The following is a 25,226-nucleotide window of genomic DNA, read 5'->3' as shown; positions in this document are numbered from 1 at the left end:
TAAGTAAACAAACCTTAGGAACGTCATATGAGCAGCAACGAACGCGATCGCAATCGCGGCGAAAGCGACGACGGCTTCATCGAGAAGCTGGTCGCGGTCAACCGCGTCTCCAAGACCGTCAAGGGCGGCCGCCAGTTCACCTTCACCGCTTTGACGGTGGTGGGCGACGGCGCCGGCAAGATTGGCTTCGGTTATGGCAAGGCCCGTGAAGTCCCGGTCGCCATCCAGAAGTCGATGGAATACGCCCGCAAGGCGATGGTCAATGTCGACCTCAACGAAGGCACCCTGTGGCATCCGGTCAAGGCCGGCCACGGCGCCGCCCGCGTCTTCATGATGCCGGCTTCCGAAGGTACCGGCGTCATCGCCGGTGGCGCGATGCGCGCTGTCCTCGAAGCCGTCGGCGTGAAGAACGTGCTGGCAAAGGCCGTCGGCTCGCGTAACCCGATCAACCTGGTGCGCGCGACCGTCAAGGGCCTCGAGGCCATGCAGTCGCCGGCCCGCATCGCTGCCAAGCGCGGCAAGAAGGTCGAGGAGATTTTCCATGGCTGATAAGACCGTCAAAGTCCGCCTCGTCAAGGGTCTGCGCGGCTGCCAAGCCCGTCATCGCCTGTCGGTGAAGGCTCTGGGCCTGAACAAAATCAACGATGTGCGTGAACTGAAGGATTCCCCGCAGGTTCGCGGCCTCATCAACCAGCTGCACTACCTGGTCCGCGTCGAGTCCTGAGCGCACCGAGGAGATAACAGATGAAACTCAATACTCTCAAGCCGGCTCCCGGCGCCCGCAAGGACCGCGTTCGCGTCGGTCGCGGTATCGGTTCCGGCCTCGGCAAGACGGCTGGCCGTGGTCACAAGGGTTCGTTCGCGCGTTCGGGCAAGGGCAAGATCAAGGCCGGCTTCGAAGGCGGTCAGATGCCGATGTACAAGCGTCTTCCGAAGGTCGGCTTCCGCTCCAAGCTGAAGAACGACACCGCCGAAGTCCTGCTGTACCAGCTCGACAAGCTCGACGTGTCCGAGATCGATTTCGCCGTTCTGCGCGCCGCCAAGCTGGTCCCGGCGAACGCCAAGCAGGCCAAGATCGTCAAGAAGGGCGAGCTGACCAAGAAGTTCGTGTTCAAGGGCGTGCTCGCAACGGCCGGCGCCAAGGCCGCGATCGAAGCCGCTGGCGGCAGTCTGACGGAGTAATACCTTGTCGCAAGCCAATTCCGCAGCAAAGGCCCTGGGTGGGCTCGGCAAATATACCGAGCTCCGTCAACGGCTGACGTTTGTCCTGCTGGCACTGATCGTCTATCGCATCGGCAGCTACATCCCGGTGCCGGGCATCAATCCGGAACGCTTGCTTGAAGTCATGAAGGCCCAGGAAGGCACCATCGTGGACATGTTCAACATGTTCTCCGGTGGCGCCCTCCACCGCTTCAGCCTGTTCGCGCTGAACGTGGTGCCCTACATTTCCGCGTCCATCATCATCCAGTTGATGGGCCAGATTTACGGTCCCTGGAAGGCGCTGCGCAGCGAGGGCGAGAGTGGCCGTCGCAAGCTCACGCAGTACTCGCGCTATTTCGCCGTGGTTCTCGCCGTCGTCCAGTCGTTCGGCATCGCCACTGCGCTGCAGAAGCAGGGCGTGGCTTACGACCAGGGCATCGGTTTCGTCCTGACCGCGACCGTCGCGCTGACCACCGGCACGATGTTCCTGATGTGGCTGGGTGAGCAGATCACCGAGCGCGGCATCGGCAACGGCGTCTCGCTGATCATCTTCGCCGGCATCGTCGCCAGCCTGCCGTCGGCGGCCTATACGACGCTGACTCAGGTGAGCAACGGCGACATTGACGTGATCGTCGTGTTCATCATCCTGGCTTTGATTCTTGGCGTGACCTACTTCGTGGTTTACATGGAGCGGGGACTGCGCAAGATCACGGTGAACTACGCCCGTCGCCAGGGCGGTCGCCAGGGCTACATGAACCAGAGCTCGCACCTTCCGCTGAAGCTGAACATGGCCGGCGTCATCCCGCCGATCTTCGCTTCGAGCCTGATCATGTTCCCGTCGACGCTGTCGACCTGGTTCAGCACCAATGCCAATGCCGCCGAAGGCTGGCAGGGCACGATGTATCGCACCCTGCAGACCGTGTCGCAGGCGCTGGCCCCGGCCGAGCCGCTGCACATGCTGCTGTACGCCGTGATGATCATCGGCTTCGCGTTCTTCTATACCGCCCTGGTCTTCAACTCGCAGGAAACGGCCGAGAACCTGAAGAAGTCGGGCGCGCTGATTCCGGGCATCCGTCCGGGCAAGGCGACCGGCGAATACATCGACGCGGTTATGACCCGTCTGACCCTGATCGGCGCCCTGTACCTGGTGCTGGTCTGCCTGCTGCCGGAGTTCCTGCGCGCGGGCTTGAAGGTTCCGTTCTACTTCGGCGGCACCTCCCTGCTGATCGTTGTTGTGGTGGTGATGGATTTCACCGCCCAGGTCCAGGCTCACCTGATGTCTCATCAGTACGAGAGCCTGATGAAGAAGGCGAATTTGAAAGGTGGCTCCCGCGGCGGTCTCGCCCGGGGTTAAGCCGCAAAGCGTGGTCCCCGTGACGGTCTCCGTCGCGGCCAGGGCCACAACAAAGGGCGACTCGTGCGGCGGCTTCGCGCGCGGGTGAGCCGGTGTTCCGTTCCTGCGCTGGAGTAGCGCGGGGCGTCTGGTCAGGCCTCTCGGGGCCCCCGGGCAAACACCGGCTTGTCGCCGGAGCATGGGCACACTCCCCATGCCGGGCTCCCGGGACCCAGGTCCCGGGGGCTTCTAAAAAACCCGAAGCCTTGCTATACTTTTCGATTCACTGCGCTCACTAATTTGTTGGAGATCGCCTCATGGCGCGCATCGCGGGTGTCAACCTGCCTGTCCAGAAGCATGTCTGGGTAGGCCTGCAGAGTATTTATGGCATCGGCCGTACCCGGTCGAAGCTGCTTTGCGAATCGGCCGGGGTCACCCCGTCCGTCAAGATTCGCGACCTCACCGAAGCGCAAGTCGACAAGCTGCGTTCGGAAGTGGCCAAGTTCGTGGTCGAAGGCGATCTGCGTCGCGAGATCGGTATCTCGATCAAGCGCCTGATGGACCTCGGTTGCTATCGCGGCCTGCGTCACCGCCGCGGCCTGCCGCTGCGTGGCCAGCGCACCCGCACCAATGCCCGCACCCGTAAGGGTCCGCGCAAAGCCATCAAGAAGTAAGGGCGTCCTATGAACAAGCCGGCCGTCAAGGCAAAGAAGAAGATCAAGCGCATCGTCACCGACGGTATCGCCCACGTCCATGCTTCTTTCAACAACACCATCGTGACGATCACTGATCGTCAGGGTAATGCCCTTTCCTGGGCGACTTCGGGTGGCGCGGGTTTCCGCGGTTCCCGCAAGTCCACTCCGTTCGCCGCGCAGGTCGCGGCCGAGAAGGCCGGCAAGGCCGCTCTCGACTACGGCGTGAAGACCCTGGAAGTGCGTATCAAGGGTCCGGGTCCGGGCCGCGAGTCCGCCGTGCGTTCGCTGAACGCCGTCGGTTACAAGATCATGAACATCATCGACGTGACCCCGATCCCGCACAACGGGTGCCGGCCGCCGAAAAAGCGCCGCGTCTAAAGGGTTAGGAGAGCACTCACATGGCACGTTATATCGGTCCTACCTGTAAGCTCGCCCGTCGCGAAGGGGCTGACCTCAGCCTCAAGAGCCCGGCGCGCGCGATTGATTCCAAGTGCAAGCTCGAGCAGAAGCCGGGTCAGCACGGTCCCGTGGCCAAGAAGGGCAAACTGTCCGACTACGCCACCCAGCTTCGCGAGAAGCAGAAGGTCAAGCGCATCTACGGTCTGCTTGAGCGTCAGTTCCGCGGCTATTACGCCAAGGCTGCCCGCAAGAAGGGCAACACCGGCGAAACGCTGCTGCAGATGCTTGAACAGCGCCTCGACAACGTCGTCTACCGCATGGGTTTTGCGGTGACCCGTCCCCAGGCCCGCCAGCTCGTGTCCCACAAGGGCGTGCTGGTCAATGGCAAGCCGGTGAATCTGCCGTCTTACCAGGTCAAGGCCGGCGACAGCATCCAGCTTTCCGAGCGCGCGCAGAAGCATTTGAACGTGCAGGAAGCCTTGAACCTCGCCCAGCAGATGGACCTCGTCCCCGGCTGGTGCGAAGTCGACGCCAAGAAATTCTCCGGCGTGTTCAAGTCGGTTCCGGATCGCGCCGACCTGCCTTCGGACATCAACGAAGCGCTGATCGTCGAGTTGTACTCGAAGTAATTCTTCAGGAGTGTCACTGTCCATGACGGTTTCCGCCCACCAGGTGCTGCGTCCCCGCGGCCCGAATATTGAACGCCTCGGCGCCAACCGCGCCAAAGTCGTGATTGAACCGCTGGAGCGCGGCTATGGCCACACGCTGGGCAACGCCCTGCGTCGCGTGCTGCTTTCCTCGATCCCCGGCTTTGCCATCACGGAAGTCGAGATCGACGGCGTGCTGCACGAGTACACGACGGTTGAAGGCCTGCAGGAAGACGTGCTTGAGGTTCTGCTGAATCTCAAGGATGTCGCCATCCGCATGCACAACGTCGAGCAGACCACCCTGACCCTGCAAAAGAAGGGCCCGGGCGTCGTCACCGCTGCCGACATCAAGACCGACCACAACGTCGAGATCCTCAATCTCGACCATGTGATCTGCACGCTGACCAAGGACACGGCGCTGAACATGCGCCTGAAGATCGAGCGCGGTTTCGGCTACCAGCCGGCCACTGCGCGTCGTCGTCCGGATGAAGAAACCCGCACCATCGGCCGTCTGATGCTCGACGCCAGCTTCTCGCCGGTTCGCCGCGTCGCGTATGCCGTGGAAGCGGCCCGCGTCGAGCAGCGCACCGATCTCGACAAGTTGGTTCTGGACATCGAGACGAACGGCACGATCGACGCCGAAGACGCCATCCGCACGGCCGCTGACATCCTCACGGACCAGCTGTCGGTGTTCGGCGACTTCACCCAGCGCGATCGCGGTCCGGCCAAGTCGGCGGTTGCCGGCGTCGACCCGGTGCTGCTGCGCCCGATCGACGACCTGGAGCTGACCGTGCGTTCGGCCAACTGCCTCAAGGCCGAGAACATCTACTACATCGGCGACCTGATCCAGCGCACCGAGGTCGAGCTGCTCAAGACCCCGAACCTGGGCAAGAAATCGCTCACCGAAATCAAGGAAGTGCTCGCCCAGCGCGGCCTGTCCCTTGGCATGAAGCTGGAGAACTGGCCGCCGGCCGGCCTGCAGCAGGGCATGATGGGCTGAGCCCGGACGACATTAAGGAAACACGACCATGCGCCACCGTAACTCCGGCCGTAACTTCAGCCGCACCTCTTCCCACCGCGAAGCCATGTTCAGCAACATGGCGGCGTCGCTGATCAAGCACGAACTGATCCGCACGACGCTGCTGAAGGCGAAGGAACTCCGTCGCGTCGCCGAGCCGCTGATCACCATCGGCAAGATCGATGGCGTCGCCAACCGTCGTCTGGCCATGTCGCGTCTGCGCGACAAGGATGCGGTCGGCAAGCTGTTCGTCGAACTCGGCCCGCGCTACAAGGCCCGTCCCGGCGGCTACCTGCGCATCCTCAAGTGCGGCTTCCGCCCGGGCGACAACGCGCCGATGGCGTACGTCGAACTCGTCGATCGCCCGCAGGTCTCGGCGGTCGCCACGGCTGAGTAAGCTGGCGGTTGTTCGACTGAAAACCCCGGCCTAGGCCGGGGTTTTTGTTTGTGCGCGGTCCCGGTCGCCATACCGGGGAGCATGTTTCCGTGAGGTGTTTCGACTTCCGAAACCGCTTTCGCAGGAGTATGTTCAGAGGCGTCTTTTCCAGTAGCCGAACATGATTCCGAATCCCTTCTCCTGGTCTTTCCGCGCCCAGTTCCTTCTGGGCGGCGTGATTTGTTTCGGCCTGCTCGGTTATGCGCTCTACGTGCAGTACGGCATGCTGATGTTTCCTTGCCCTTTGTGCATCCTGCAGCGCATGGCGTTTGTCGGCATGGGCGTGTTTTTCCTCATCGGCGCACTGCTCAATCCGCGTCCGACCGGACGCAAGATTTTCGCCATCCTCGTGACGATCTTCGCTGCCGCCGGCGCCGGCGTGGCCGGCTGGCATCTGCATCTGCAGTCCTTGCCGGCCGACCAGGTGCCGCTGTGCGGGAGCATGGGGCTGGACTACATGCTCGAAGCGTTCCCATTGCAGGAAGTGGTCAAGCGCGTCTTCACCGCTTCCGGCGAATGCGCCAAGGTCGACTGGATCTTCCTCGGCATTTCCATGCCGGGCTGGACGCTGATGTGGTTTGTCGGCATGGCCATCGCGACGGTGCGTGCCGGCTTCCGCCATCGCGGCTTCATGCAGCGCTGAAGCACGCTGCACCGGCGCATCGCCGCCACTGAATATTTACTCCATAGATTCCCGTGAGATGATCAAAAACCGAGTCGCAGAAGCCATCGCCATGAGCGCCACCGAACGTCCGCTGCAATCCGTCTCCGTGCCGTCCGACTGGGCGCCGGGTACTTGGCGCGCGCGCACCGCGCTGCAGCAGCCGACTTATCCGGATGCCGTCGCCCTCGCAGGCGTACAGGACGAACTCTCGCAGCTGCCGCCGCTGGTGACGTCGTGGGAGATCCTTGCGCTGAAGAAGCAGATCGCCGAGGCCCAGGAAGGAAAGCGCTTCGTTCTGCAGGGTGGCGATTGCGCGGAAAGCTTCACCGATTGCGAGTCCGGCCTGATTTCGAACCGCCTCAAGGTGCTGCTGCAGATGAGCCTGGTGCTCGTGCACGGATTGCGTCTTCCGGTCGTGCGCGTGGGTCGTTTCGCGGGTCAGTACGCAAAACCGCGTTCGACCGATACCGAAACCAAGGGCGACGTGACGCTGCCCAGCTACCGCGGCGATTTCATCAATCAGCCCGACTTCACCGTCGAAGCGCGCACGCCCGATCCGCGTCGCATGGTCAAAGGCCATGCGCGCTCGGCGATGACGATGAATTTTGTCCGCGCCCTCATCGACGGCGGTTTCGCCGACCTGCATCACCCCGAATACTGGGACCTGGATTGGGTCGGTCATTCGCCACTGTCCGAAGACTATCGCCGTATGGTCGCCGCCGTCGGCGATGCCGTGAAGTTCATGGAAACCATTTCCGGCGAATTCCTGCACAACCTCAATCGCGCCGATTTCTACACCTCGCACGAAGCTCTCTTGCTGCCGTACGAGGAAGCGCTGACGCGCCAGGTGCCGCGTCAGTGGGGGTGGTTCAACCTGAGCACGCATTTTCCGTGGATCGGAATGCGTACCGCCGAGCTCGATGGTGCGCATGTGGAATATTTCCGAGGCCTGCGCAATCCCGTCGCGGTCAAGGTCGGCCCGTCGGTGACGCCTGAGCAGTTGCTCAAGCTCGCCGACACGCTGAATCCGGACAACGAGCCCGGTCGTCTGACTTTCATCCAGCGCATGGGTGCAGGCAAGGTCGAAGAAAAACTGCCGGCGCTCGTGCAGGCCGTGCAGCGCGAAGGGAAGCGGGTACTGTGGATCTGCGATCCGATGCATGGCAACACCGAAAGCACGTCGAACGGCTTCAAGACGCGCCGCTTCGACAATATCCGCAGCGAGCTCGATCGCAGCTTCGACATCCACGCCGCGCTGGGCTCGCGCCTGGGCGGCGTACATCTGGAACTGACCGGCGAAAACGTCACCGAATGCCTGGGTGGCGCACGCGAACTGACCGAGACCGATCTCGAGCGTGCTTACCGGTCGACGGTCGATCCACGCCTGAACTACGAGCAGTCGCTGGAAATCGCGATGCTGATCGTGCGCAAGCAGGGCCAGCTCGCCAAGCCCGCGCAGGCCTGAGCGAATGCGGCGGATTCTCACCGCCGCATTTTTCCTCGGCACGTTCGCGGCTTCCGCCGCATCCGCAGAACTCCCCGAAATCCAGTCGCTAGCCTCGCCAGTCACCGTGCGTCTGCGCGGTTTGTCCGCCGTCAGCGACGACATCGCCTGGGCCAGCGGCCGCGAAGGCACCGTGCTGCGCACCGTCGACGCCGGCAAAACCTGGGGCGTGTTCAAGGTGCCGGGCGCGGAGAAACTCGATTTCCGCGACGTGGAGGGATTCAGCGCCGATGAGGCGGTGATCCTGAGCATTGGGCCGGGCGAGGATTCGCGGGTCTATCGCACGCGCGATGGTGGACGCAATTGGGCGCTCACCTTGCAGAGCACCAATCCGAATGTGTTCTTCGACTGCTTTAGTTTTGATGGCAGAGAAGGGCGGCTGCTGGGAGATCCGACCGATGGGAAGTTTCAGATCTATCGGACATCGGACGCGGGATCGACGTGGTCCTTGATGGATGACGGACCCGAGGCTGAGCCCGGGGAAGCTGCTTTTGCCGCGAGCGGAACGTGCATTTTGTACGAGCAGGAAAAGCTGACTATCTTCGCGACGGGTGGTGCCGTCGCACGCGCGCATTACTTGTTGGACGACCCAGAAGCTAAGAGTGTTTGGATTCCGGTTGGACAATCTGATGTTCCATCCTCATCGGCGACGGGCTTCTTTTCCATCACGCCGATGAGTGGCAGGTATCTGATGGTGGGAGGAGACTACGAGCATCCACTCAACACGGGATTGGCCTTGCGAATGGGGGCTAGTTACCTTCATTTCTTGCAAGACAGCAAGAAGTCCATTCCACCCCAAGTCCATCGATCAGGCAATGACGTGACTTACTTTCCGGAACCGATATCGAGAGTGATCGAAGCCTTTCCCTTTGTCGGATCGGGCGTCATACCCGGACTGCGCGGATATCGGTCCGGGTCGGCGTGTCTTTCCAGTGGAGCGATTTGCGTCGTCGTGGGGCCTGAGGGAAATGACAGCTTCCAGCCGGAGACCGAGACATGGTCTCCGCTCACAGGGCGCGGCTACGACAGCGTAGATGTTGCCGGCCGCACCTTCTGGTTCAGCGGCGACGGTGGCCGGCTCGGACGTCTCATTCTGCCGGAGTAGGCTCCCGCAGTAGCCGGGAACCGTTGACCGTCACCGCGACTAAGGCGAAATCGTCGCCTTGTACTCCGGCGCCTTACGCGCTTTCGTCGCCTGCTCGAACGCATACGCAAAGCCAATCAGTTCCGGTTCGCTGTACGGACGTCCCATGAAGGTCACGCCTAGCGGCAGGCCGTGGCTCTCGCCCATCGGCACGGTGATGCTGGGCGTACCTGCGACCGCCGCCACGCCGTAACCGGCGCCGGTGAAGTGATCGCCGTTGACCGGGTCGGTGAGCCATGCCGGCGACATGCTCGGCGCGATAACCGCATCGAGGTTGTCGCCATCCAGGGCGGCGAGCAAACCGTCCTTGCCGGCCAGGCGGCGCGCGTCGTCCCGAGCCTTGATATAGGCGGCATCGGTGAGCGGCCCCTTGGCCTGCGCTTTCTCGAAAATTTCCTGGCCGAAGATCGGCATCGCCTTGTCGGCATTGGCCGTGTTCCAGGCGATCAGCGCTTCGAGCGAAGCGTGCGCCGAACCATGGCTCTTCAGATAGCTGTTGAGACCGTCCTTGAATTCGTACAACAGGATCTCGAATTCCGGCGCGTCCCACTTGCCATAGGTGGGCAGCTCGACGTCGACCACTTCCGCACCCGCCGCCTTCAAGGCCGCGATCGATTTTTCGATGCCGGCATCCACCTCGGGATTGAAGCCCATTGTCTGCCGCAGCACCCCGATGCGCTTTCCTTTGAGAGAGTCGGCCTTGAGATACGCGGCGTAGTCGTCGGGAATATTACCCGCGGCAGCGTGCCCGGCAGGATCGGCTTCATCGACACCGGCGAGCGCGTTCATGAAAATCGCGACATCCGTGACGCTGCGACCCATCGGGCCCGCCGTGTCCTGGGAAATCGAGATCGGGATGATGCCGTTGCGACTCACCAGTCCGACCGTCGGCTTCAATCCGACCAGGCCATTCACGGACGAGGGACAGATGATACTGCCGTCGGTTTCCGTGCCGACGCCGATCGTGGCCAGGCTCGCGGCGATCGCCGTGCCCGTGCCCGCGCTGGAGCCGCAGGGATTGCGATCGAGCACATACGCGTTGCGCGTCTGACCGCCGCGCGAACTCCAGCCGGAGGTCGAGCGTGTCGAGCGGAAGTTCGCCCACTCGCTGAGATTGGTCTTGCCCAGGATGATCATGCCGGCCGCGCGCAGGCGCGCGACCAGGAACGCATCCTGCGTCGGGCGATTGCCGGCAAGCGCAAGCGAACCCGCGGAATTGGCCATGCCGACGGCGTCGATGTTGTCTTTCAGCAGCACCGGGATCCCGTGCAGCGGTCCACGCACCTTGCCGGCCTTGCGTTCGGCGTCGAGCGCATCGGCGTCGCGGAGCGCGTCGGGGTTGAGTTCGATGACTGAGTTCAGTGTCGGCCCGGCCTTGTCGATGCGCGCGATGCGGTCGAGATAGGCCTGCGTCAATGCGCGCGCGGTCAGTTCACCCGAGGCGAGCTTTTTCTGTGCATCGACCAGGCTGAGCTCCGCGACCTCTGGCCCGGAGCCAGCGGACGGCGTCGTGCCCGGCACGGGCGTGTTCGTTTCGGGTTTGCAGCTCGCAAGCAGCAGCACGCAGGCCAGAAGCAGGAGACGGCGCATGGTCATTCCTTCGAGGAAACGTCATTGTCGGGTGGCATGTCCTGGCCGAACCAGACCACATGCCCGTCTGGGTCGCAAGTCCGGAACTTGCGCATGCCACGGAAGTAGGCGTCGCGTATCGGGATCGGGCGGCTCACGGGCATGCGCAGGCTCCGGAACGGACAAGGCCCGGCATTCTCATGCCGGGCCTTGCGAGTATTGCGCGCCGGGCGGGCCCGGGGCAATCGGATCGAACCGCAGGCGATCAGCCGCGCGCGGCCTTCTTGCGGTCGTTTTCGGTGCGCTCTTTCTTGCGCAGGCGGATCGCGACCGGAGTGACTTCGACCAGTTCGTCGTCGTCGATGAATTCCAGCGCCTGCTCGAGCGACATCTTGATGGCCGGGATCAGGCCCTCGTCCTTGTCGGTGCCCGAGGCGCGGAAGTTGGTTAGCTGCTTGCCACGCAGGGCGTTGACCGTGAGGTCGTTGTCCTTGGCGTGGATGCCGACGATCTGGCCTTCGTAGATTTCTTCGCCCGGCTCGACCATCAGGCGGCCGCGTTCCTGCATCGCGATCTGCGCGTAAGCCGGCGACGGACCGGTGCCGTTGGAGATCAGCACACCGTTCTGGCGCTGGCCGATGTTGCCGTCGGCCTTCGGGCCGTAGTGGTCGAACACGTGGAACAGCAGGCCGGTGCCGGCGGTGATCGTGCGGAATTCGGTCTGGAAGCCGATCAGGCCGCGCGCGGGAATGATGAAGTCGATGCGGACGCGGCCCTTGCCGTCCGGTTCCATGTTCTGCATCTGCGCGCGACGCTCGCCCAGGCGCGACATCACGCCGCCCTGGAACTGCTCTTCGAGGTCGACGACCAGCGACTCATACGGCTCCTGCTTCACGCCGTCGATGACCTTGACGATCACTTCCGGGCGCGACACGGCGAGCTCGTAGCCTTCGCGGCGCATCGTTTCGATGAGAATCGACAAGTGCAATTCGCCGCGGCCGCTGACCTTGAACTTGTCGGCGTCCTCGGTATCTTCGACTTTCAGCGCGACGTTGTGCTGCGTCTCGCGCATCAGGCGATCGCGCAACTGGCGCGAGGTCAGGAACTTGCCGCCGCTGCGGTCCTTGTTGCCGGCGAACGGAGAGTTGTTCACCTGGAAGGTCATGCTGATCGTCGGTTCGTCGACGGTGAGCACTTCCAACTGCTCGACAGCGGACGGGTCGCAGACGGTTTCGGAGATGCTCAGGCCTTCGATGCCCGAGATCGCGATGATGTCGCCGGCGTTCGCTTCCTTCACCTCATGGCGCTCCAGGCCCATGAAGCCGAGCACCTGCAGCACCTTGGCGTTGCGCGTCTTGCCGTCGCGGTCGATCACGGTGACCGGCATGTTCGTGCGTATCGTGCCGCGCTGCACGCGACCCACGCCGATGATGCCGACGTAGTTGTTGTAGTCGAGCGAGGTGATGCGCATCTGGAACGGGCCGTCCATGTTCACCGGCGGCGGCTTGACGTGGTCGACGATCGACTGGAACAGCGGATCCATATTGCCCGAGCGCACTTCCGGATCGAGACCGGCATAGCCGTGCAACGCCGAGGCGTAGACGGTGTGGAAATCGAGCTGGTCGTCGGTCGCGCCGAGGCGGTCGAACAGGTCGAAGGTCTGGTCGAGCACCCAACCCGGGCGCGCGCCCGGACGGTCGACCTTGTTGACGACGACGATCGGCTTGAAGCCCATCGCGAACGCCTTCTGGGTCACGAAGCGCGTCTGCGGCATCGGGCCGTCCATTGCGTCGACCAGGATCAGCACGGAATCGACCATCGACAGCACGCGCTCGACCTCACCGCCGAAGTCGGCGTGGCCCGGGGTGTCGACGATGTTGATGCGGTATTCCTCGCCCTCGGGCGACTTCCAGCGGATCGCCGTGTTCTTCGACAGGATCGTGATGCCACGTTCCTTTTCGATGTCGTTGCTGTCCATCATCCGCTCGGTGGTGACCGTGCGTTCGCTGAAGGTGCCCGACTGCTTGAGCAGCTGGTCGACGAGGGTGGTTTTACCGTGGTCGACGTGGGCGACGATGGCGATGTTGCGCAGCTTTTCGATGGACATGAGGGGGCACGCCGGAAGACGGCGCTGACTCTGGGGAAGGAAGCCGGCGATTATAGCCCGAAACGGGCCCGGATCGGCCGAAACGGCCGGCCCTGTGGCATCCTAGGTGCCCTTTGCGGGCTCAGGCCCGTCCCGACCTCTCAGGAGCCCCCATGTCCGACCTGATCGCCACCTTCAATACCGCCCGCGGCCCGATCCGCCTCCGCCTGTTCGCCGACAAGGCCCCGGTCACCGTGGCCAGCTTCGTGAACCTGGTTCGCCGGGGCTACTACGACGGCCTGAACTTCCACCGCGTGATCCCGGACTTCATGATCCAGGGCGGCTGCCCGCAGGGTGCCGGCACCGGCGGCCCCGGTTACAAGTTCGAGGACGAATGCCGTCCGGACCTGCGCCACGACAAGCCGGGCGTGCTGTCGATGGCCAATGCCGGTCCGCGTACCAATGGTAGCCAGTTCTTCATCACCCACGTCGCGACCCCGTGGCTCGACGGCAAGCACACCGTGTTCGGCGAAGTCATCGGCGCCGAAGACCAGAAGGTCGTCGACGCGATCCGCGGCAGCGACAAGATCGACAGCGTGACCCTGGAGGGTGATGTCGATGCCGTTCTCGCCGCACAGGCGCCGCGCGTGGCCGAGTGGAACCAGGTGCTCGACGCACGCTGAGTTCGTTCGCTTCGGCACGCCGCTGCCGGCAATCAAAAAACCCGTCACGCGAGTGACGGGTTTTTCTTTTTGGCCCCTTGGCGGCGGCCCGGTTATTTCACGAAGCGGATCGAATCGAACATGCGATTCACCGCCGCGACGTCGCGCTCGTAGTAGTGCTCGGACGGCGCGATCCAGCTGAAGTGCGTCAACTTGCCCTTGTACTCGGCCGCACCGAAGGTCGCCTTGTAGATGAGGCCGTTGCTGCTGGTCATCACCGCGTCGAAACGCAGGCCATCTACCGTGCCGAATTTCGCCGGGCGCAGGTTCGAGCTGCTGATGTTGTTGAAGCCGTCCTCGCGCATCGCATCGAGCAATACGTCGCGAATTTCGTCGGCGCGCATGCCCGGTCGGTACCACGGGCCGTCGGGGCGGCCCTTGCGCTCGCGTGCCGCCAGGAAGACGTGTTCGTTCGGACGGATGTTGGCGATGACCAGGAAGCGGTTCAGCGGAATGCCGTCGATCGTCCAGACCTCGGCGCGGGTGATTTTCGTGCGCGACCAGTCCAACGAGGTGTCGAGCTGCAGATCGAGCACCGTGATGCCGCTGTTGGCCGCCACCAGCTTGCGACCAGGGCTGGCGCAGGACGCCAGCAGGGCGATGAAGACGAGCAGCGCGGCGCAGCGGAACAGACGGGTCACGGTTTGGCCTCCAGTTCGGCGAGGTAGCTAAGCACGAAGGCGCGATCGGGCGCATCCGGGGACGCATCGAGATAGTGGTGCAAGGCCGAGGCGGCGGCCACTTTCTGTCCGCTTTCGCGCAACGCCATGCCATGTTCGCGCCAGGCTTCGGCCGGTGCACCCGGCTCGCCCACCGATTGTGCGTAAAACGTTGCGGCCTGCGCCCTGTCATCGTTCTTGTTGCGGCGACGATGGGCTTCGCCCAGGAAGAAGGTGTACAGACCGCGGTCGGCCGGCGCCGCAGTTTTCCGCAGATCGCCGATGACCTGGATCGAGGTGGCGTACATGCGCCGGGTCAGCTCGCCTTCCAGCCATTGCTTGAGGAAAGGATGCACGGCGGCGCGGTAGCGGTCCTCGCCGAGTTCCTTGCCGGGCGAGGCGACCGCGTCGGCGGCGGCCTTGAGGTCGTCGCGGCGTTCGGCGGTTTGCGGGTGGCTGGCGAACACCGGCATCGGCTTGCCGTAGTCGCGGGCGTTCTCCTCGCGCAGCATGCCGTCCCACAATCGTTCGCCGACGTGCGGGTCGTAACCTTGTTCGACGAGTTTGCCGAAGCCAATGCGGTCGGCCTCACGCTCCTTGTCGCGGCTGAATTTCATCATGCTCGCGCCACCGGCGATGCCGGCCAGTTGTCCGGCCAATCCCACGCCTGCGCCCGCAGTGAGGATGCCAAACGTGCTGAGCAGGGCCGAGCTTTTCTTGATGCGGCGCCACTGCTGCAGGCTGTGACGTTCGCGGTAGTGGCCGAATTCGTGGCCCAGGACCAGGGCGAGCTCCGCTTCGTTCTGCATGCGCAGCAAGGCGCCGGTCCAGACGATGAGGATGCCGTTGGGTGCCATCGACGCGTTGAAGTAGGGCATCTCGACGATGTAGATGCGCAGGTCCTTGCAGAACTCGCCAGACACCTTGCAGGTCACGTCGCGGACATAGGCATTGAGTGCCGGATCGCGCACCAGCTGCGGCGCCTGGCGCAACTGCAGCTCGGCTTCGTCCATCGCGAACCACAGTTCGGCTTCATCGGTGCCCGGAGCGGGGCGTTCGCCGGGCTTGGCCGAGGTGATCGCGGCGCCGGCATGGGCGATGTTCGCCGAAAACGCCAGGGCCAGCGACAGGGCGAGCGCGTGCCGGCGCTTCAAAGCGGCAGTCCCTGCAGCATGTTGTTCACGGTCGCGGACGCGCCCTGCTCATCGCGAAGATCGCCGGTTTGCTTGGCGAGGAAATTGAACCAGACGACCTGGCCGGTGCGCAGGTCGACCAGCGTGGTCACGCCGATCTGCGAGCCGCCGCCGATGTCGCCGCCGAGCAGCAGCAGGCCGACGACACGCAAGGCCTTGCGTCCGGCGCTGGTGTAGCTATCGCGCATGTAGGTGAACAGCGCGTAGTCGGCGCCGGTGGCTTTGCGCAGTTCCTCCACGCCCGGGCCGAGCGTCCAGTCCAGACGCTTGCCCTTGGTGGCGAGCTGGTTGCCCGGTGAAGAGTAGGCCAGCACGCTCATCGACACGGCTTCGTTGAGCCGAATGATCTGGCCCATGCGCGACGCCGGGGGCAGGTCGACGGGAATGCGGTAGTCCGGAACCAGGGTCTTGCTGGCGCCAGTCAGCCGCGAACGCACCGCGGCCGGGTACAGCCGACGCGCAGCCTGGGTCCATTCCCGCCGGGGCTCGGTGACGCCGCCGGCCAGGACTTCGGACAGCTCGATATCCGGCTCGATGATGACCACGCTGCCGGAAATATGCAGGGGCTGGCCGTTGGCATCCGTGGCGACGCGGTTCTTGTTGTAGGCCAGTGCCGAGAGCGGCAGCAGCAGCGCCAGCAAGAGCAGCAGAACCAGACGGACGGGCGAGACGCGAGGTTTGCGAGTAGGGGTCATGGGCTTCTCCATGATCAAGCCTGATCCCTGCCGTGTGCCGCTGGCAAGCCCCCCGGTCGGGGAGGGGCGCTGTGCTACAATTTTTGGGCTTTCCCGCCCGATTCTCACGACCCGTTCCGATCGGAAAACCCCACCAAATTTGCCGAGGTTCGCGATGCTCCAGCTCGCCCGGCGCATGGGCCGCGCCAAGCCCAGCGCCATCATGGCCGTTGCCGAAAAAGCCAAGTCCCTCAAGGCCGCCGGCCGCGACATCATCAGTTTCTCGATCGGCGTGCCGAATTTCCTGCCGGCCGAGCATGTCTACGCGGCCGCCCGCGATGCGCTGGGCAAGGATTCGGGCCAGTACGGCTCCAATCGCGGTTCCGATGCGCTGCTCGACGCGTTCCTCAAGCATATCGAAGCGACCGGCCTGACCGGCTACACGCGCGCCAACTGTTCGACCGGCATCGGCGCCAAGCACGTGCTCTACAACCTCGCCGAGGCGCTGCTCGACGAAGGCGACACGATCGCCTATGCCGTGCCGTACTGGACGACCTACGCCGACATCGCCGAAATCTGCAACGCCAAGAGCCTCGAGCTCCCGTGCCCGGCGAGCCAGAACTACAAGCTCACGCCGGCGCAGCTCGATGCCGCGCTCGCGAGCAAGCCGAAGATCTTCCTGTTCAACAACCCGAACAATCCCACGGGCATGGTCTACACCAAGGACGAGATCTCCGCGCTCGCCGACGTGCTGGTCAAGTATCCCGACACCTGGATCGTCACCGACGACATCTACAACCGCATGGTGTTCGACGGCCTGGGCTATCACAACTTCGTGCATTTCCAGCCGAGCCTGCGCGACCGCGTGATCTTCGTCGACTCGCTGTCGAAGACCTATGGCATGCCGGGTTGGCGCGTCGGTTTCATGGTCGGTCCCGAGCTCGTGGCCAAGGCGCTCACCACGCTCAATTCCAACCACATCACCAATATTCCGGAAGTGGTCACCGCCGCCGCGATCGCCGCGTTGACCGGGCCGCAGGATGTGCCGACGAGCAAGAACGCCGAATTCCAGGCTAAGCGCGACCAGGTCATGGCGGTCATGAACTCCATCCCCGGCGTGATCTGCCCGAAGCCGCAGGGCGCGTTCTATGTGTTCCCGGATATTTCCTGCGCGTTCGGCAAGTCGCACGACGGCAAGAAGATCGAGAACGACGTCGACCTGTGCAATCTGCTGCTCGAAGCCAAGGGCGTCGCCTGCGTGCCCGGTTCGGCGTTCGGCGAGCCGCGCGCGCTGCGTATTTCCTACACCTGCCCGACGGCGCAGTTGCCCGAAGGCTTGAAGCGGTTCAAGGAATTCTTCGCCGAACTGGCCTGAGTCCCGCCCGCGTCGCCCCGGTCCGCGCCGGGGCCGTCAACAGAATCTGTCCCAATTGATCGAAGGAGTGTCATCGTGAAATCCCCCGTTCGCGTCGCAGTTACCGGTGCCGCCGGCCAGATCGGTTATTCGCTCGTGTTTCGCATCGCTTCCGGCGAAATGCTCGGCAAGGACCAGCCCGTCATCCTGCAGATGCTTGAACTGCCGATGGAAAAAGCCCAGGCCGCGCTCAAGGGCGTGATGATGGAGCTTGAAGACTGCGCGTTCCCGCTGTTGGTCGGCATGGTCGGCACGGACGATGCCGAAGTCGCGTTCAAGGACGCCGATGTCGCCTTGCTCGTTGGCGCGCGTCCGCGCGGCCCGGGCATGGAGCGCAAGGATCTGCTGCTCGAGAACGCGAAGATCTTCACCGCGCAGGGTGCGGCCCTGAACAAGGTCGCTTCGCGCGACGTGAAGGTGCTTGTGGTCGGCAACCCGGCCAACACCAACGCGTACATCGCGATGAAGTCGGCCCCGGACCTGAATCCGAAGAATTTCACCGCGATGCTGCGTCTGGACCACAACCGCGCGCTGTCGCAGCTGGCGATCAAGGCCGGCGTCGCCGTGGCCGACATCGAAAAACTGGTCGTCTGGGGCAACCACAGCCCGACCATGTACCCCGACTACCGTTTCGCGACCGTCGGCGGCAGCTCGCTGAAGGACAAGATCGGCGACGAATCCTGGAACCGCGAAACCTTCATCCCGAAGGTCGGCAAGCGCGGCGCGGCGATCATCGAAGCGCGTGGCCTGAGCTCGGCGGCGTCCGCGGCCAATGCCGCCATCGACCACCTGCGCGACTGGGTGCTCGGGACCGATGGCAAGTGGGCGACGATGGGCATTCCGTCCGATGGCAGCTACGGCATTCCCAAGGACGTCATGTACGGCTTCCCGGTGGTGTGCAAGGACGGCAAGTACGAGATCGTGTCGGGCCTGGTCATCGACGACTACAGCCGCGAGATGATGAACAAGACCCTCGCCGAGCTCGAGGAAGAGCGCGCCGGCGTCGCCAGCCTGCTGGGCTGATCGCAGGAAAACACGAAGGCGACCTGCGGGTCGCCTTCGCATTTGCAAGGACTATCGATGGACAGCAATCACTCCGCCGGCGCGCGCTTCCGCGCCGCACTCGCCGCAGAAACCCCGCTGCAGGTCATGGGCGCGATCACCGCCTATGCCGGCATGATGGCCAAACGCGTCGGCTACAAGGCGCTGTATCTTTCCGGTGGTGGCGTGGCCGCCAATTCCCTGGGCATGCCCGACCTCGGCATCAGTTCGATGGAGGACGTGCTCACCGATGCGCGCCGCATCGTCGACGCCACGCAGCTGCCGCTGCTCGTCGACATCGATACCGGCTGGGGCGGCGCGTTCAATATCGCGCGCACCATCCGCAGCTTCAGCAATGCCGGCGTGGCCGCCGTGCACATGGAAGACCAGGTCGGCCAGAAACGTTGCGGCCATCGCCCGGGCAAGGAAGTCGTGTCGCTCGGCGAAATGGTCGATCGCGTCAAGGCCGCCGTCGACGCCCGCACCGATGCCGGTTTCGTGATCATGGCGCGCACCGATGCTGCTGCCGTGGAAGGCATCGATTCCGCCATCGAGCGCGCCTGCGCCTATGTCGAGGCTGGCGCCGACATGATCTTTCCTGAGGCGATGAAAACGCTTGAGGACTATCGTCGCTTCAAGGCGGCCGTGAAGGTACCGATCCTGGCCAACCTCACCGAGTTCGGCTCCACGCCGTTCTTCACCACCGAGGAACTGCGCGACGCGCAGGTCGACATCGCTCTGTACTGCTGCGGTGCCTATCGCGCGATGAACAAGGCCGCCCTGAACTTCTACGAGACGGTGCGTCGCGAAGGCACGCAGAAGAACATCATCGACACACTGCAGACGCGTGCCGAGCTCTACGACTATCTGGGCTACCACGCCTATGAAGACAAGCTCGACCAGTTGTTCGCCGACAAGGGCAATGGCTGATTTCAGGCTGTTCGCACCCTGCTTCCGGTGGTGCCGACGCGCTAAAATCCGTATTCAACCGCCTACGGGCGCCTGCCACGAGATCGCTCCATGAACGCACCTGCCGAACAAGTTCTTCCCAAGGCCAAGAAGTCCGTCGCCCTGAGCGGCACCGCTGCGGGCAATACCGCGTTGTGCACGGTCGGCCGCAGCGGCAACGACCTGCACTACCGCGGCTACGACATCCACGACCTGGCGACGCAGTCGACCTTCGAGGAAGTCGCGCACCTGCTCGTGCATGGCGCGCTGCCGACGGCATCGCAGCTGAAGGCGTATCGCACCAAGCTCAAGCGTCTTCGTGGCCTGCCGGCGATCGTCGCCGACGCGCTGGAGCTCGTGCCGGCCAACGCCCACCCGATGGACGTGCTGCGCACCGGCTGCTCGGTCTTGGGTACCGTGCTGCCCGAGCGCGAAACGCATCCGGCCGCGGAAGCGCGCGACATCGCCGACCGCCTGATGGCGAGTTTCGGTTCCATGCTGCTGTACTGGTGGCATTTCACCCGCAGCGGCAAACGCATCGACTGCGAAACCGACGACGATTCCATCGCCGCGCATTTCCTGCACCTGCTGCACGGCGAGCCGCCGAGCGCGCTGCACGAGCGCTCGCTGGACCGGTCGCTGGTGCTGTACGCCGAACACGAATTCAACGCGAGCACCTTCACCGCGCGCGTGATCGCCGGCACCGGCTCCGACATGTTCAGCTGTCTCACCGGGGCGATCGGCGCGCTGCGCGGTCCGAAGCACGGCGGCGCCAACGAAGTGGCGATGGACATCATCTCTCGCTACGCGAGTGCCGACGAGGCGGAAGCGGACATCCGCGCCCGCGTCGAGCGCAAGGAAATCGTCATCGGATTCGGTCACCCGGTCTACACGATCGGCGATCCGCGCAATCCGATCATCAAGGAAATCTCGCGCGCCCTGTGCAAGGACGGCGGCAATCAGACCCTGTTCGACGTCAGCGAGCGCATCGAGACGCTGATGATGGATTTGAAGAAGATGTTCCCGAATCTGGATTGGTACAGCGCCTCGGCGTACCACATGATGGGCATTCCGACGCCGATGTTCACGCCGCTGTTCGTGATCGCGCGCACCAGCGGCTGGTCGGCGCACGTGATCGAACAACGCGAGGACGGCAAGATCATTCGTCCCAGCGCCAATTACACCGGCCCGGAAGATCGTGCTTATGTTCCGATCGACAAGCGCTGAGCGATCTGCGTTCGCCGCAAATAGAAAGAGCCGCCCTTGGGCGGCTCTTTCTTTTCCGAAACGCGTGTCTCAGCGCGCGCGCAGGCGGTCGACCCGATAGAACGTGTGCGAGCCGATCGTCGCGACTTCCGGGTAGTTGCGCCAGGTCGGCTGTGCCAAATCCAGGGCCGCGAAGTGGCTGGCCCCCGGAACCACCTCATGCCGGTCGGCGATCGGCTGCTGCCAATCCTTCTGGGCCGCGAAGGCGACGTTCACGGCCTGCTGCCAGGCTTCGACATTGCTCAGGCGCAGGCCCGGGTTCACCAGGGTGGGGGCGAACTGCTTGGGCGCCGTGACGACCTCGCAGACCGAGTCGCCCCAGCGACCGCTTTCCTGGCGGCGCAGAGCCACCTCGGCGACCGCGCGCTGGCCCAGTTCGGACTGGTCGCGGGCTTCGAGATAGACGGTGGTCGCCAGACACAGGGGATCGGCGGCCGGCTGGGGCAGAAAACTGGCCAGCCAAAGGAGGAACGAAAGCTTCATTGCGCGGGGTCCTTGCTCCGTGGTCCGTCCTGGCGGTGCATCGCTGCCTGCAGGTCCAAAGACCAGCGCGGCGAGGGCGGGCGTAACGTGTTGGGGATGGACGAGCGTGGCTCGCATTCCTGGCGGCGGTTCAGTAGGCCGTCCTGGAAATTCCCGCTGACCGTGCACTGCGGGACCGTGGGTGACCCGGGTGCTTTCGGGTCGGTTCGGGGGCGCATCCTACGGGGGAAAACCGAACCTTGCCTGAATGGGTTGTTATAAACCCTTGATTTTACTTGGAGTGATTACTCTGAATGTGCGCCAAGTCACGGTTTTTGTTGGGGCGGAATTGGGCTGGACCGCTTGTCGGGAGGCTTGTCGGAGGCCTGTCACGGCGGGGATTTAGGTCTTGGCGGAACGGTCCAGGCGGCTAGACTTGATCAAAAAGTAGCCGCCAGGCGACTGCCCTGGGAAATCGCGCGTTTGGCATCGAGTTCGGCGGCCACGTCCGCGCCGCCGATCAGATGCGGCGTCCGGCCGGCCGCCTGCAGCGGTTCGACCAGGGCCCGCAGCGGCTCCTGGCCGGCACAGACCACGACCGCGTCGACGGCCAGCACTTCTTCCTTGCCGCCGACCCGGATGCGCAGGCCGGCATCGTCCACGCCCAAGTACTCCACGCCGCCGAGGGCTTTCACGCCTTTGGCCTTGAGCGTCGAACGGTGGATCCAGCCCGTGGTCTTGCCAAGCTTGGCGCCGGGCTTGCCGGGGCTGCGCTGGAGCAGCCAGATCTGCCGGGCGGGTGCCTCGACATGGGGTTTGGTCAGGCCGCCGGGGCCTTCGAAATCCGGTCGGACGCCCCATTCAGCCATCCAGCGAGCGGTATCGACGCTGGGCGAGGGCGCGTCCTGGACGAGGAATTCGGCGACGTCGAAACCGATGCCGCCGGCACCGATCAGCGCCGCGCTGGCGCCGACCTTGATCTTGCCCGTCAGCACATCCAGATAGCTGCAGACCTTGGGATGGTCCGAACCCGGGAAAGCAACCTTGCGCGGCGTGATGCCGGTGGCGAGCACGATCTCGTCGTAGCCGCCGGCCTGCAGTTCGTCGGCGGTCACCCGCACGCCAAGCCGCTGGTCGACGCCATGCAAGGCCAGTTGCTTGCCGAAATAGCGCAGGGTCTCGTGGAATTCTTCTTTGCCGGGAATTTGCTTGGCGAGGTTGAACTGCCCGCCGATCTGCGGCGCCGCATCGAACAAGGTCACCTTGTGTCCGCGCTCTGCGGCGACCGACGCGCAGGCCAGGCCGGCGGGACCGGCGCCGACGACAGCGATCTTTTTCGGCGAGGTCGTGCGGGTGTAGTTGAGCTCGGTTTCCGCGCAGGCGCGCGGGTTGACCAGGCAGCTGGCGTTCTTGTTCTCGAACGCATGATCCAGGCAGGCCTGATTGCAGGCGATGCAGGTGTTGATCTCGTCGCGACGGCCGCTTCGCGCCTTCGCGACCCAGGCCGGATCGGCCAGCAGCGGTCGCGCCATCGACACCATGTCGGCCTGGCCGGACGCCAGCACCTGTTCGGCGACTTCCGGCATGTTGATGCGATTGGTCGCGACCAGGGGCAGCGATACATGCGGCTTGAGCTTGGCGGTGACGCCGGCGAAAGCCGCGCGCGGTACCGAGGTCGCGATCGTCGGAATCCGGGCTTCGTGCCAGCCGATGCCGGTATTGATGATGGTCGCGCCGGCGGCTTCGATCGCCTTGGCCTGCATCACGATCTCGTTCCAGTCCGAACCATCGGGCAGCAACTCGGCCATCGACAATCGATAGATTAGAATGAAGTCCTTGCCGACGGCCTCGCGAATGCGGCGGACGATTTCGACGGCGAAACGCATGCGCTTTTCCGGCGTGCCGCCCCAGGCATCGGTCCGCTTGTTGGTGCGCGCGGAAAGGAACTGGTTGATCAGATAGCCTTCCGATCCCATGACTTCCACGCCGTCATAGCCGGCATCGCGCGCCAGGCGGGCGCAGTTCACATAGGCCTTGATCTGCCGTTCCACGCCCCAGGCACTGAGGCCGCGCGGCTTGAACGGGTTGATCGGCGCCTGCAGGGGCGAGGCGGACACCGTCAGCGGGTGATAGCCGTAGCGTCCGGCGTGCAGGATCTGCAGGCAGAGGCGGCCGCCTGCTTCGTGCACAGCCTTGGTCACGATCCGGTGCTTGTGGATTTCCCAGGGCCAGCTGAGCTTGGCGGCGAAGGGTTTGAGCCAGCCGACCAGATTGGGCGACACGCCGCCGGTGACCATCAGGCCGACGCCGCCCTCGGCGCGTTCGCGGAAATACGCGGCCAGTTTCGGGTAGTCGCGACTCTTGTCTTCGAGGCCGGTATGCATCGAGCCCATCAGGACGCGATTGGGCAGGGTGCAGAAACCCAGGTCCAGCGGGGCGAACAGGTGCGGATAGGGCGGGGTGCTCATCGGAGTACGCTGGCGTAGGGAAGGCCGGAACGATGCCCGACTAGCGTGAAGCAAACAAGCCGATCGGCGGGAGCGGGGCGGTGGCCGTCCGCCGGCCGCGGCGCGTTGCTTCTCCTTTGGGACCCTGCCTTCTGGCAAAATAGCCCGCTTTCACCACCTGTCCGCGAGACCGCCATGAGCCATCACGACACCCGATCCGCCAAGCGCCCCGATCCCGATTCGACGATGGTGGACATCGCCAACTATGTCGTCGACTACAAGATCGACACGGCCGAGGCGTTCACCACTGCGCGCTACATGCTGCTCGACTCGCTGGGCTGCGCGATGCTGGCCATGAAGCACCCCGAATGCGTCAAGCATCTCGGCCCGCTCGTGCCGGGCGCGACCCTGGCCGGCGGCGCCCGCGTTCCGGGCACGTCCTTCGAGCTCGATCCCGTGCAGGCGGCCTACAACATCGGCGTGCAGGTGCGCTGGCTCGACTTCAACGACACCTGGCTGGCGGCGGAGTGGGGTCATCCCTCCGACAACCTCGGCGCGATCCTGGCCGTGGCCGACTACCTCAGCCGCAAGGCCGAGCGCGAAGGCGGCAAGCCGGTCCTGGTCCGCGATGTGCTCAGCGCCGCGATCAAGGCCCACGAAATTCAGGGCGGCTACGCGCTCAAGAACAGCTTCAACCGCGTCGGCCTGGACCACGTAATCCTGGTCCGCCTCGCCTCGACCGCCGTCACCACCCACATGCTGGGCGGCGGCAAGGAAGAGATCATCAATGCCGTCAGCCACAGCTGGATCGATGGCGGCGCGCTGCGCACCTATCGCCATGCGCCCAATGCCGGCCCGCGCAAAAGCTGGGCCGCAGGCGATGCCTGCCGCCGGGCCGTGACGCATGCGCTGAACGCGGTCAAGGGCTGCGTCGGCTATCCGAGCGCCGTAACGGCCAAGACCTGGGGCTTTTCGGACGTGCTCTTCAAGGGCAAGGCGTTCGAGTTCGAGCGTCCGTTCGGCAGCTACGTCATGGAAAACGTCCTGTTCAAGATCAGCTACCCGGCGGAATTCCACGCGCAGACCGCGGTGGAATGCGCGATGGCGCTGCACTCCAAGGTCGCCGGCAAGCTCGACCAGGTCGACAAGATCCTGATCGAGACCCAGGAAGCGGGCGTGCGCATCATCGACAAGACCGGTCCGCTGGCCAACTACGCCGATCGCGACCACTGCCTGCAGTACATGATCGCGGTGCCCCTGATCTTCGGCCGCCTGACCGCCGACGACTACACCGACGCCGTCGCGGCCGACCCGCGCATCGACGCCCTGCGGGCCAAGATGGAGGTCAAGGAGAATCCCCAGTTCACCCAGGACTACTTCGACCCCGACAAGCGCTATATCGGCAACTCGATCGAAGTCTTCTTCAAGGACGGCACCTCGACCGGCAAGGTCTCGATCGACTTCCCGATCGGGCACCGCAACCGCCGCGGGGAGGGCATCCCGGTGCTGCTCAAGAAGTTCGAGGATGCCCTCGGTGGCCACCTGCCGGCGCACCGGGTCAAGCAGATCCTGGCCCTGACCCAGGACACCTCCCGGTTCGAGTCCACCCCCATCCACCGCTTCATGGATTTGCTCACCGCCTGAAGAATTCACTTGGCAGTGACACCCTATTTTGTTATGTTCAAGTTAACGCCCAAGGCTTTCG

Annotated in this window: 24 protein-coding genes and 1 pseudogene; 18 read left to right on the top strand and 7 right to left on the bottom strand. The window is 64.1% G+C overall.

Translation table 11 applies throughout. The features are described 5' to 3' along the window. Window positions 1-27 precede the first annotated feature (27 nt). From rpsE to G467_RS15110, 12 genes and pseudogenes are all read left to right on the top strand, one after another. Window positions 28-549 carry a 30S ribosomal protein S5 gene (rpsE, locus tag G467_RS0102570; RefSeq protein WP_022968168.1) on the top strand — a complete coding sequence of 174 codons (522 nt, stop codon included), beginning with the start codon at window positions 28-30 and terminating at the stop codon, window positions 547-549. Beyond that, window positions 542-724 (top strand): 50S ribosomal protein L30, encoded by a 183-nt coding sequence (gene rpmD, locus G467_RS0102565; RefSeq protein ID WP_022968167.1) that lies wholly within the window; start codon window positions 542-544, stop codon window positions 722-724. The genes rpsE and rpmD overlap by 8 nt, the downstream gene beginning before the upstream one ends. A gap of 20 nt (window positions 725-744) precedes the next feature. Next, entirely contained in the window at window positions 745-1,182 is a 438-nt protein-coding gene (rplO, locus tag G467_RS0102560; RefSeq protein ID WP_022968166.1) for a 50S ribosomal protein L15, read from the top strand. 106 nt (window positions 1,183-1,288) lie between these two features. Continuing rightward, window positions 1,289-2,554 (top strand): annotated as a pseudogene (secY, locus tag G467_RS0102555) (preprotein translocase subunit SecY); the annotation flags it as partial. A 296-nt stretch (window positions 2,555-2,850) separates the two neighbouring features. Continuing rightward, entirely contained in the window at window positions 2,851-3,207 is a 357-nt protein-coding gene (gene rpsM, locus G467_RS0102550; RefSeq protein ID WP_022968164.1) for a 30S ribosomal protein S13, read from the top strand. 9 nt (window positions 3,208-3,216) lie between these two features. After that, window positions 3,217-3,606 (top strand): 30S ribosomal protein S11, encoded by a 390-nt coding sequence (gene rpsK / locus G467_RS0102545; protein WP_022968163.1) that lies wholly within the window; start codon window positions 3,217-3,219, stop codon window positions 3,604-3,606. A 20-nt stretch (window positions 3,607-3,626) separates the two neighbouring features. Next, a complete protein-coding gene (gene rpsD / locus G467_RS0102540; protein WP_022968162.1) occupies window positions 3,627-4,256 on the top strand; it encodes a 30S ribosomal protein S4 in 630 nt (209 codons plus the stop codon). Window positions 4,257-4,278: 22 nt separating this feature from the next. Then, complete coding sequence (locus G467_RS0102535; RefSeq protein ID WP_022968161.1) at window positions 4,279-5,274, top strand: DNA-directed RNA polymerase subunit alpha; 996 nt, start codon at window positions 4,279-4,281, stop codon at window positions 5,272-5,274. Between the two features lie 28 nt (window positions 5,275-5,302). Next, window positions 5,303-5,689 (top strand): 50S ribosomal protein L17, encoded by a 387-nt coding sequence (gene rplQ, locus G467_RS0102530; protein ID WP_022968160.1) that lies wholly within the window; start codon window positions 5,303-5,305, stop codon window positions 5,687-5,689. 160 nt (window positions 5,690-5,849) lie between these two features. Further along, window positions 5,850-6,371: a disulfide bond formation protein B gene (locus tag G467_RS0102525; protein WP_022968159.1), complete on the top strand. Its 522-nt coding sequence runs from the start codon at window positions 5,850-5,852 to the stop codon at window positions 6,369-6,371. A 91-nt stretch (window positions 6,372-6,462) separates the two neighbouring features. Continuing rightward, window positions 6,463-7,857, top strand: a complete 1,395-nt coding sequence (locus tag G467_RS0102520) for a class II 3-deoxy-7-phosphoheptulonate synthase (RefSeq protein ID WP_026802295.1) — start codon at window positions 6,463-6,465, stop codon at window positions 7,855-7,857. 4 nt (window positions 7,858-7,861) lie between these two features. Next, complete coding sequence (locus G467_RS15110) at window positions 7,862-9,001, top strand: WD40/YVTN/BNR-like repeat-containing protein (RefSeq protein ID WP_022968157.1); 1,140 nt, start codon at window positions 7,862-7,864, stop codon at window positions 8,999-9,001. Window positions 9,002-9,040: 39 nt separating this feature from the next. Here G467_RS15110 and G467_RS15105 read toward each other — a convergent pair whose 3' ends face one another. Continuing rightward, window positions 9,041-10,630, bottom strand: a complete 1,590-nt coding sequence (locus tag G467_RS15105) for an amidase (protein WP_051130368.1) — start codon at window positions 10,628-10,630, stop codon at window positions 9,041-9,043. Window positions 10,631-10,874: 244 nt separating this feature from the next. Then, window positions 10,875-12,716 (bottom strand): translational GTPase TypA, encoded by a 1,842-nt coding sequence (gene typA / locus G467_RS0102500; protein ID WP_022968154.1) that lies wholly within the window; start codon window positions 12,714-12,716, stop codon window positions 10,875-10,877. Between the two features lie 152 nt (window positions 12,717-12,868). On the opposite strand from typA, the gene G467_RS0102495 reads away from it, so the two are divergent. Continuing rightward, window positions 12,869-13,378, top strand: a complete 510-nt coding sequence (locus G467_RS0102495) for a peptidylprolyl isomerase (RefSeq protein WP_022968153.1) — start codon at window positions 12,869-12,871, stop codon at window positions 13,376-13,378. Window positions 13,379-13,470: 92 nt separating this feature from the next. On the opposite strand, the gene G467_RS0102490 is transcribed toward G467_RS0102495, so the two are convergent. The 3 genes from G467_RS0102490 to G467_RS17265 are packed head-to-tail and all read right to left on the bottom strand — an operon-like array spanning window position 13,471 to window position 15,964. Further along, the gene (locus G467_RS0102490) at window positions 13,471-14,058 is read right to left on the bottom strand and encodes a hypothetical protein (RefSeq protein WP_022968152.1); all 588 of its coding nucleotides are present in this window, start codon (window positions 14,056-14,058) and stop codon (window positions 13,471-13,473) included. Further along, on the bottom strand, window positions 14,055-15,230 hold the full coding sequence (locus G467_RS17270; protein WP_022968151.1) for a M48 family metallopeptidase: 1,176 nt from the start codon (window positions 15,228-15,230) through the stop codon (window positions 14,055-14,057). The genes G467_RS0102490 and G467_RS17270 overlap by 4 nt, the downstream gene beginning before the upstream one ends. Then, window positions 15,227-15,964: a hypothetical protein gene (locus G467_RS17265; RefSeq protein ID WP_051130367.1), complete on the bottom strand. Its 738-nt coding sequence runs from the start codon at window positions 15,962-15,964 to the stop codon at window positions 15,227-15,229. The genes G467_RS17270 and G467_RS17265 overlap by 4 nt, the downstream gene beginning before the upstream one ends. Before the next feature lie 154 nt (window positions 15,965-16,118). Between G467_RS17265 and G467_RS0102475 the strand changes: the two genes are divergently transcribed. The 4 genes from G467_RS0102475 to prpC all read left to right on the top strand — a co-directional run bounded on the left by G467_RS0102475 (window position 16,119) and on the right by prpC (window position 20,573). Further along, window positions 16,119-17,318 (top strand): pyridoxal phosphate-dependent aminotransferase, encoded by a 1,200-nt coding sequence (locus G467_RS0102475; RefSeq protein ID WP_022968149.1) that lies wholly within the window; start codon window positions 16,119-16,121, stop codon window positions 17,316-17,318. A 75-nt stretch (window positions 17,319-17,393) separates the two neighbouring features. Beyond that, window positions 17,394-18,380, top strand: a complete 987-nt coding sequence (locus G467_RS0102470; RefSeq protein WP_022968148.1) for a malate dehydrogenase — start codon at window positions 17,394-17,396, stop codon at window positions 18,378-18,380. Window positions 18,381-18,437: 57 nt separating this feature from the next. Beyond that, a complete protein-coding gene (gene prpB, locus G467_RS0102465) occupies window positions 18,438-19,328 on the top strand; it encodes a methylisocitrate lyase (RefSeq protein ID WP_022968147.1) in 891 nt (296 codons plus the stop codon). Between the two features lie 90 nt (window positions 19,329-19,418). Continuing rightward, entirely contained in the window at window positions 19,419-20,573 is a 1,155-nt protein-coding gene (gene prpC / locus G467_RS0102460) for a bifunctional 2-methylcitrate synthase/citrate synthase (protein ID WP_022968146.1), read from the top strand. Between the two features lie 69 nt (window positions 20,574-20,642). On the opposite strand, the gene G467_RS0102455 is transcribed toward prpC, so the two are convergent. Further along, entirely contained in the window at window positions 20,643-21,095 is a 453-nt protein-coding gene (locus G467_RS0102455; protein ID WP_022968145.1) for a cell wall hydrolase, read from the bottom strand. A 419-nt stretch (window positions 21,096-21,514) separates the two neighbouring features. Further along, window positions 21,515-23,542 (bottom strand): NADPH-dependent 2,4-dienoyl-CoA reductase, encoded by a 2,028-nt coding sequence (locus G467_RS0102450; RefSeq protein WP_022968144.1) that lies wholly within the window; start codon window positions 23,540-23,542, stop codon window positions 21,515-21,517. 174 nt (window positions 23,543-23,716) lie between these two features. On the opposite strand from G467_RS0102450, the gene G467_RS0102445 reads away from it, so the two are divergent. Next, complete coding sequence (locus tag G467_RS0102445; protein WP_022968143.1) at window positions 23,717-25,165, top strand: bifunctional 2-methylcitrate dehydratase/aconitate hydratase; 1,449 nt, start codon at window positions 23,717-23,719, stop codon at window positions 25,163-25,165. Window positions 25,166-25,226: the final 61 nt, after the last annotated feature.

Source organism: Arenimonas oryziterrae DSM 21050 = YC6267, from assembly GCF_000420545.1.
Classification (GTDB): Bacteria; Pseudomonadota; Gammaproteobacteria; order Xanthomonadales; family Xanthomonadaceae; genus Arenimonas; species Arenimonas oryziterrae.
This window is presented reverse-complemented; position numbering and strand designations above follow the sequence as displayed.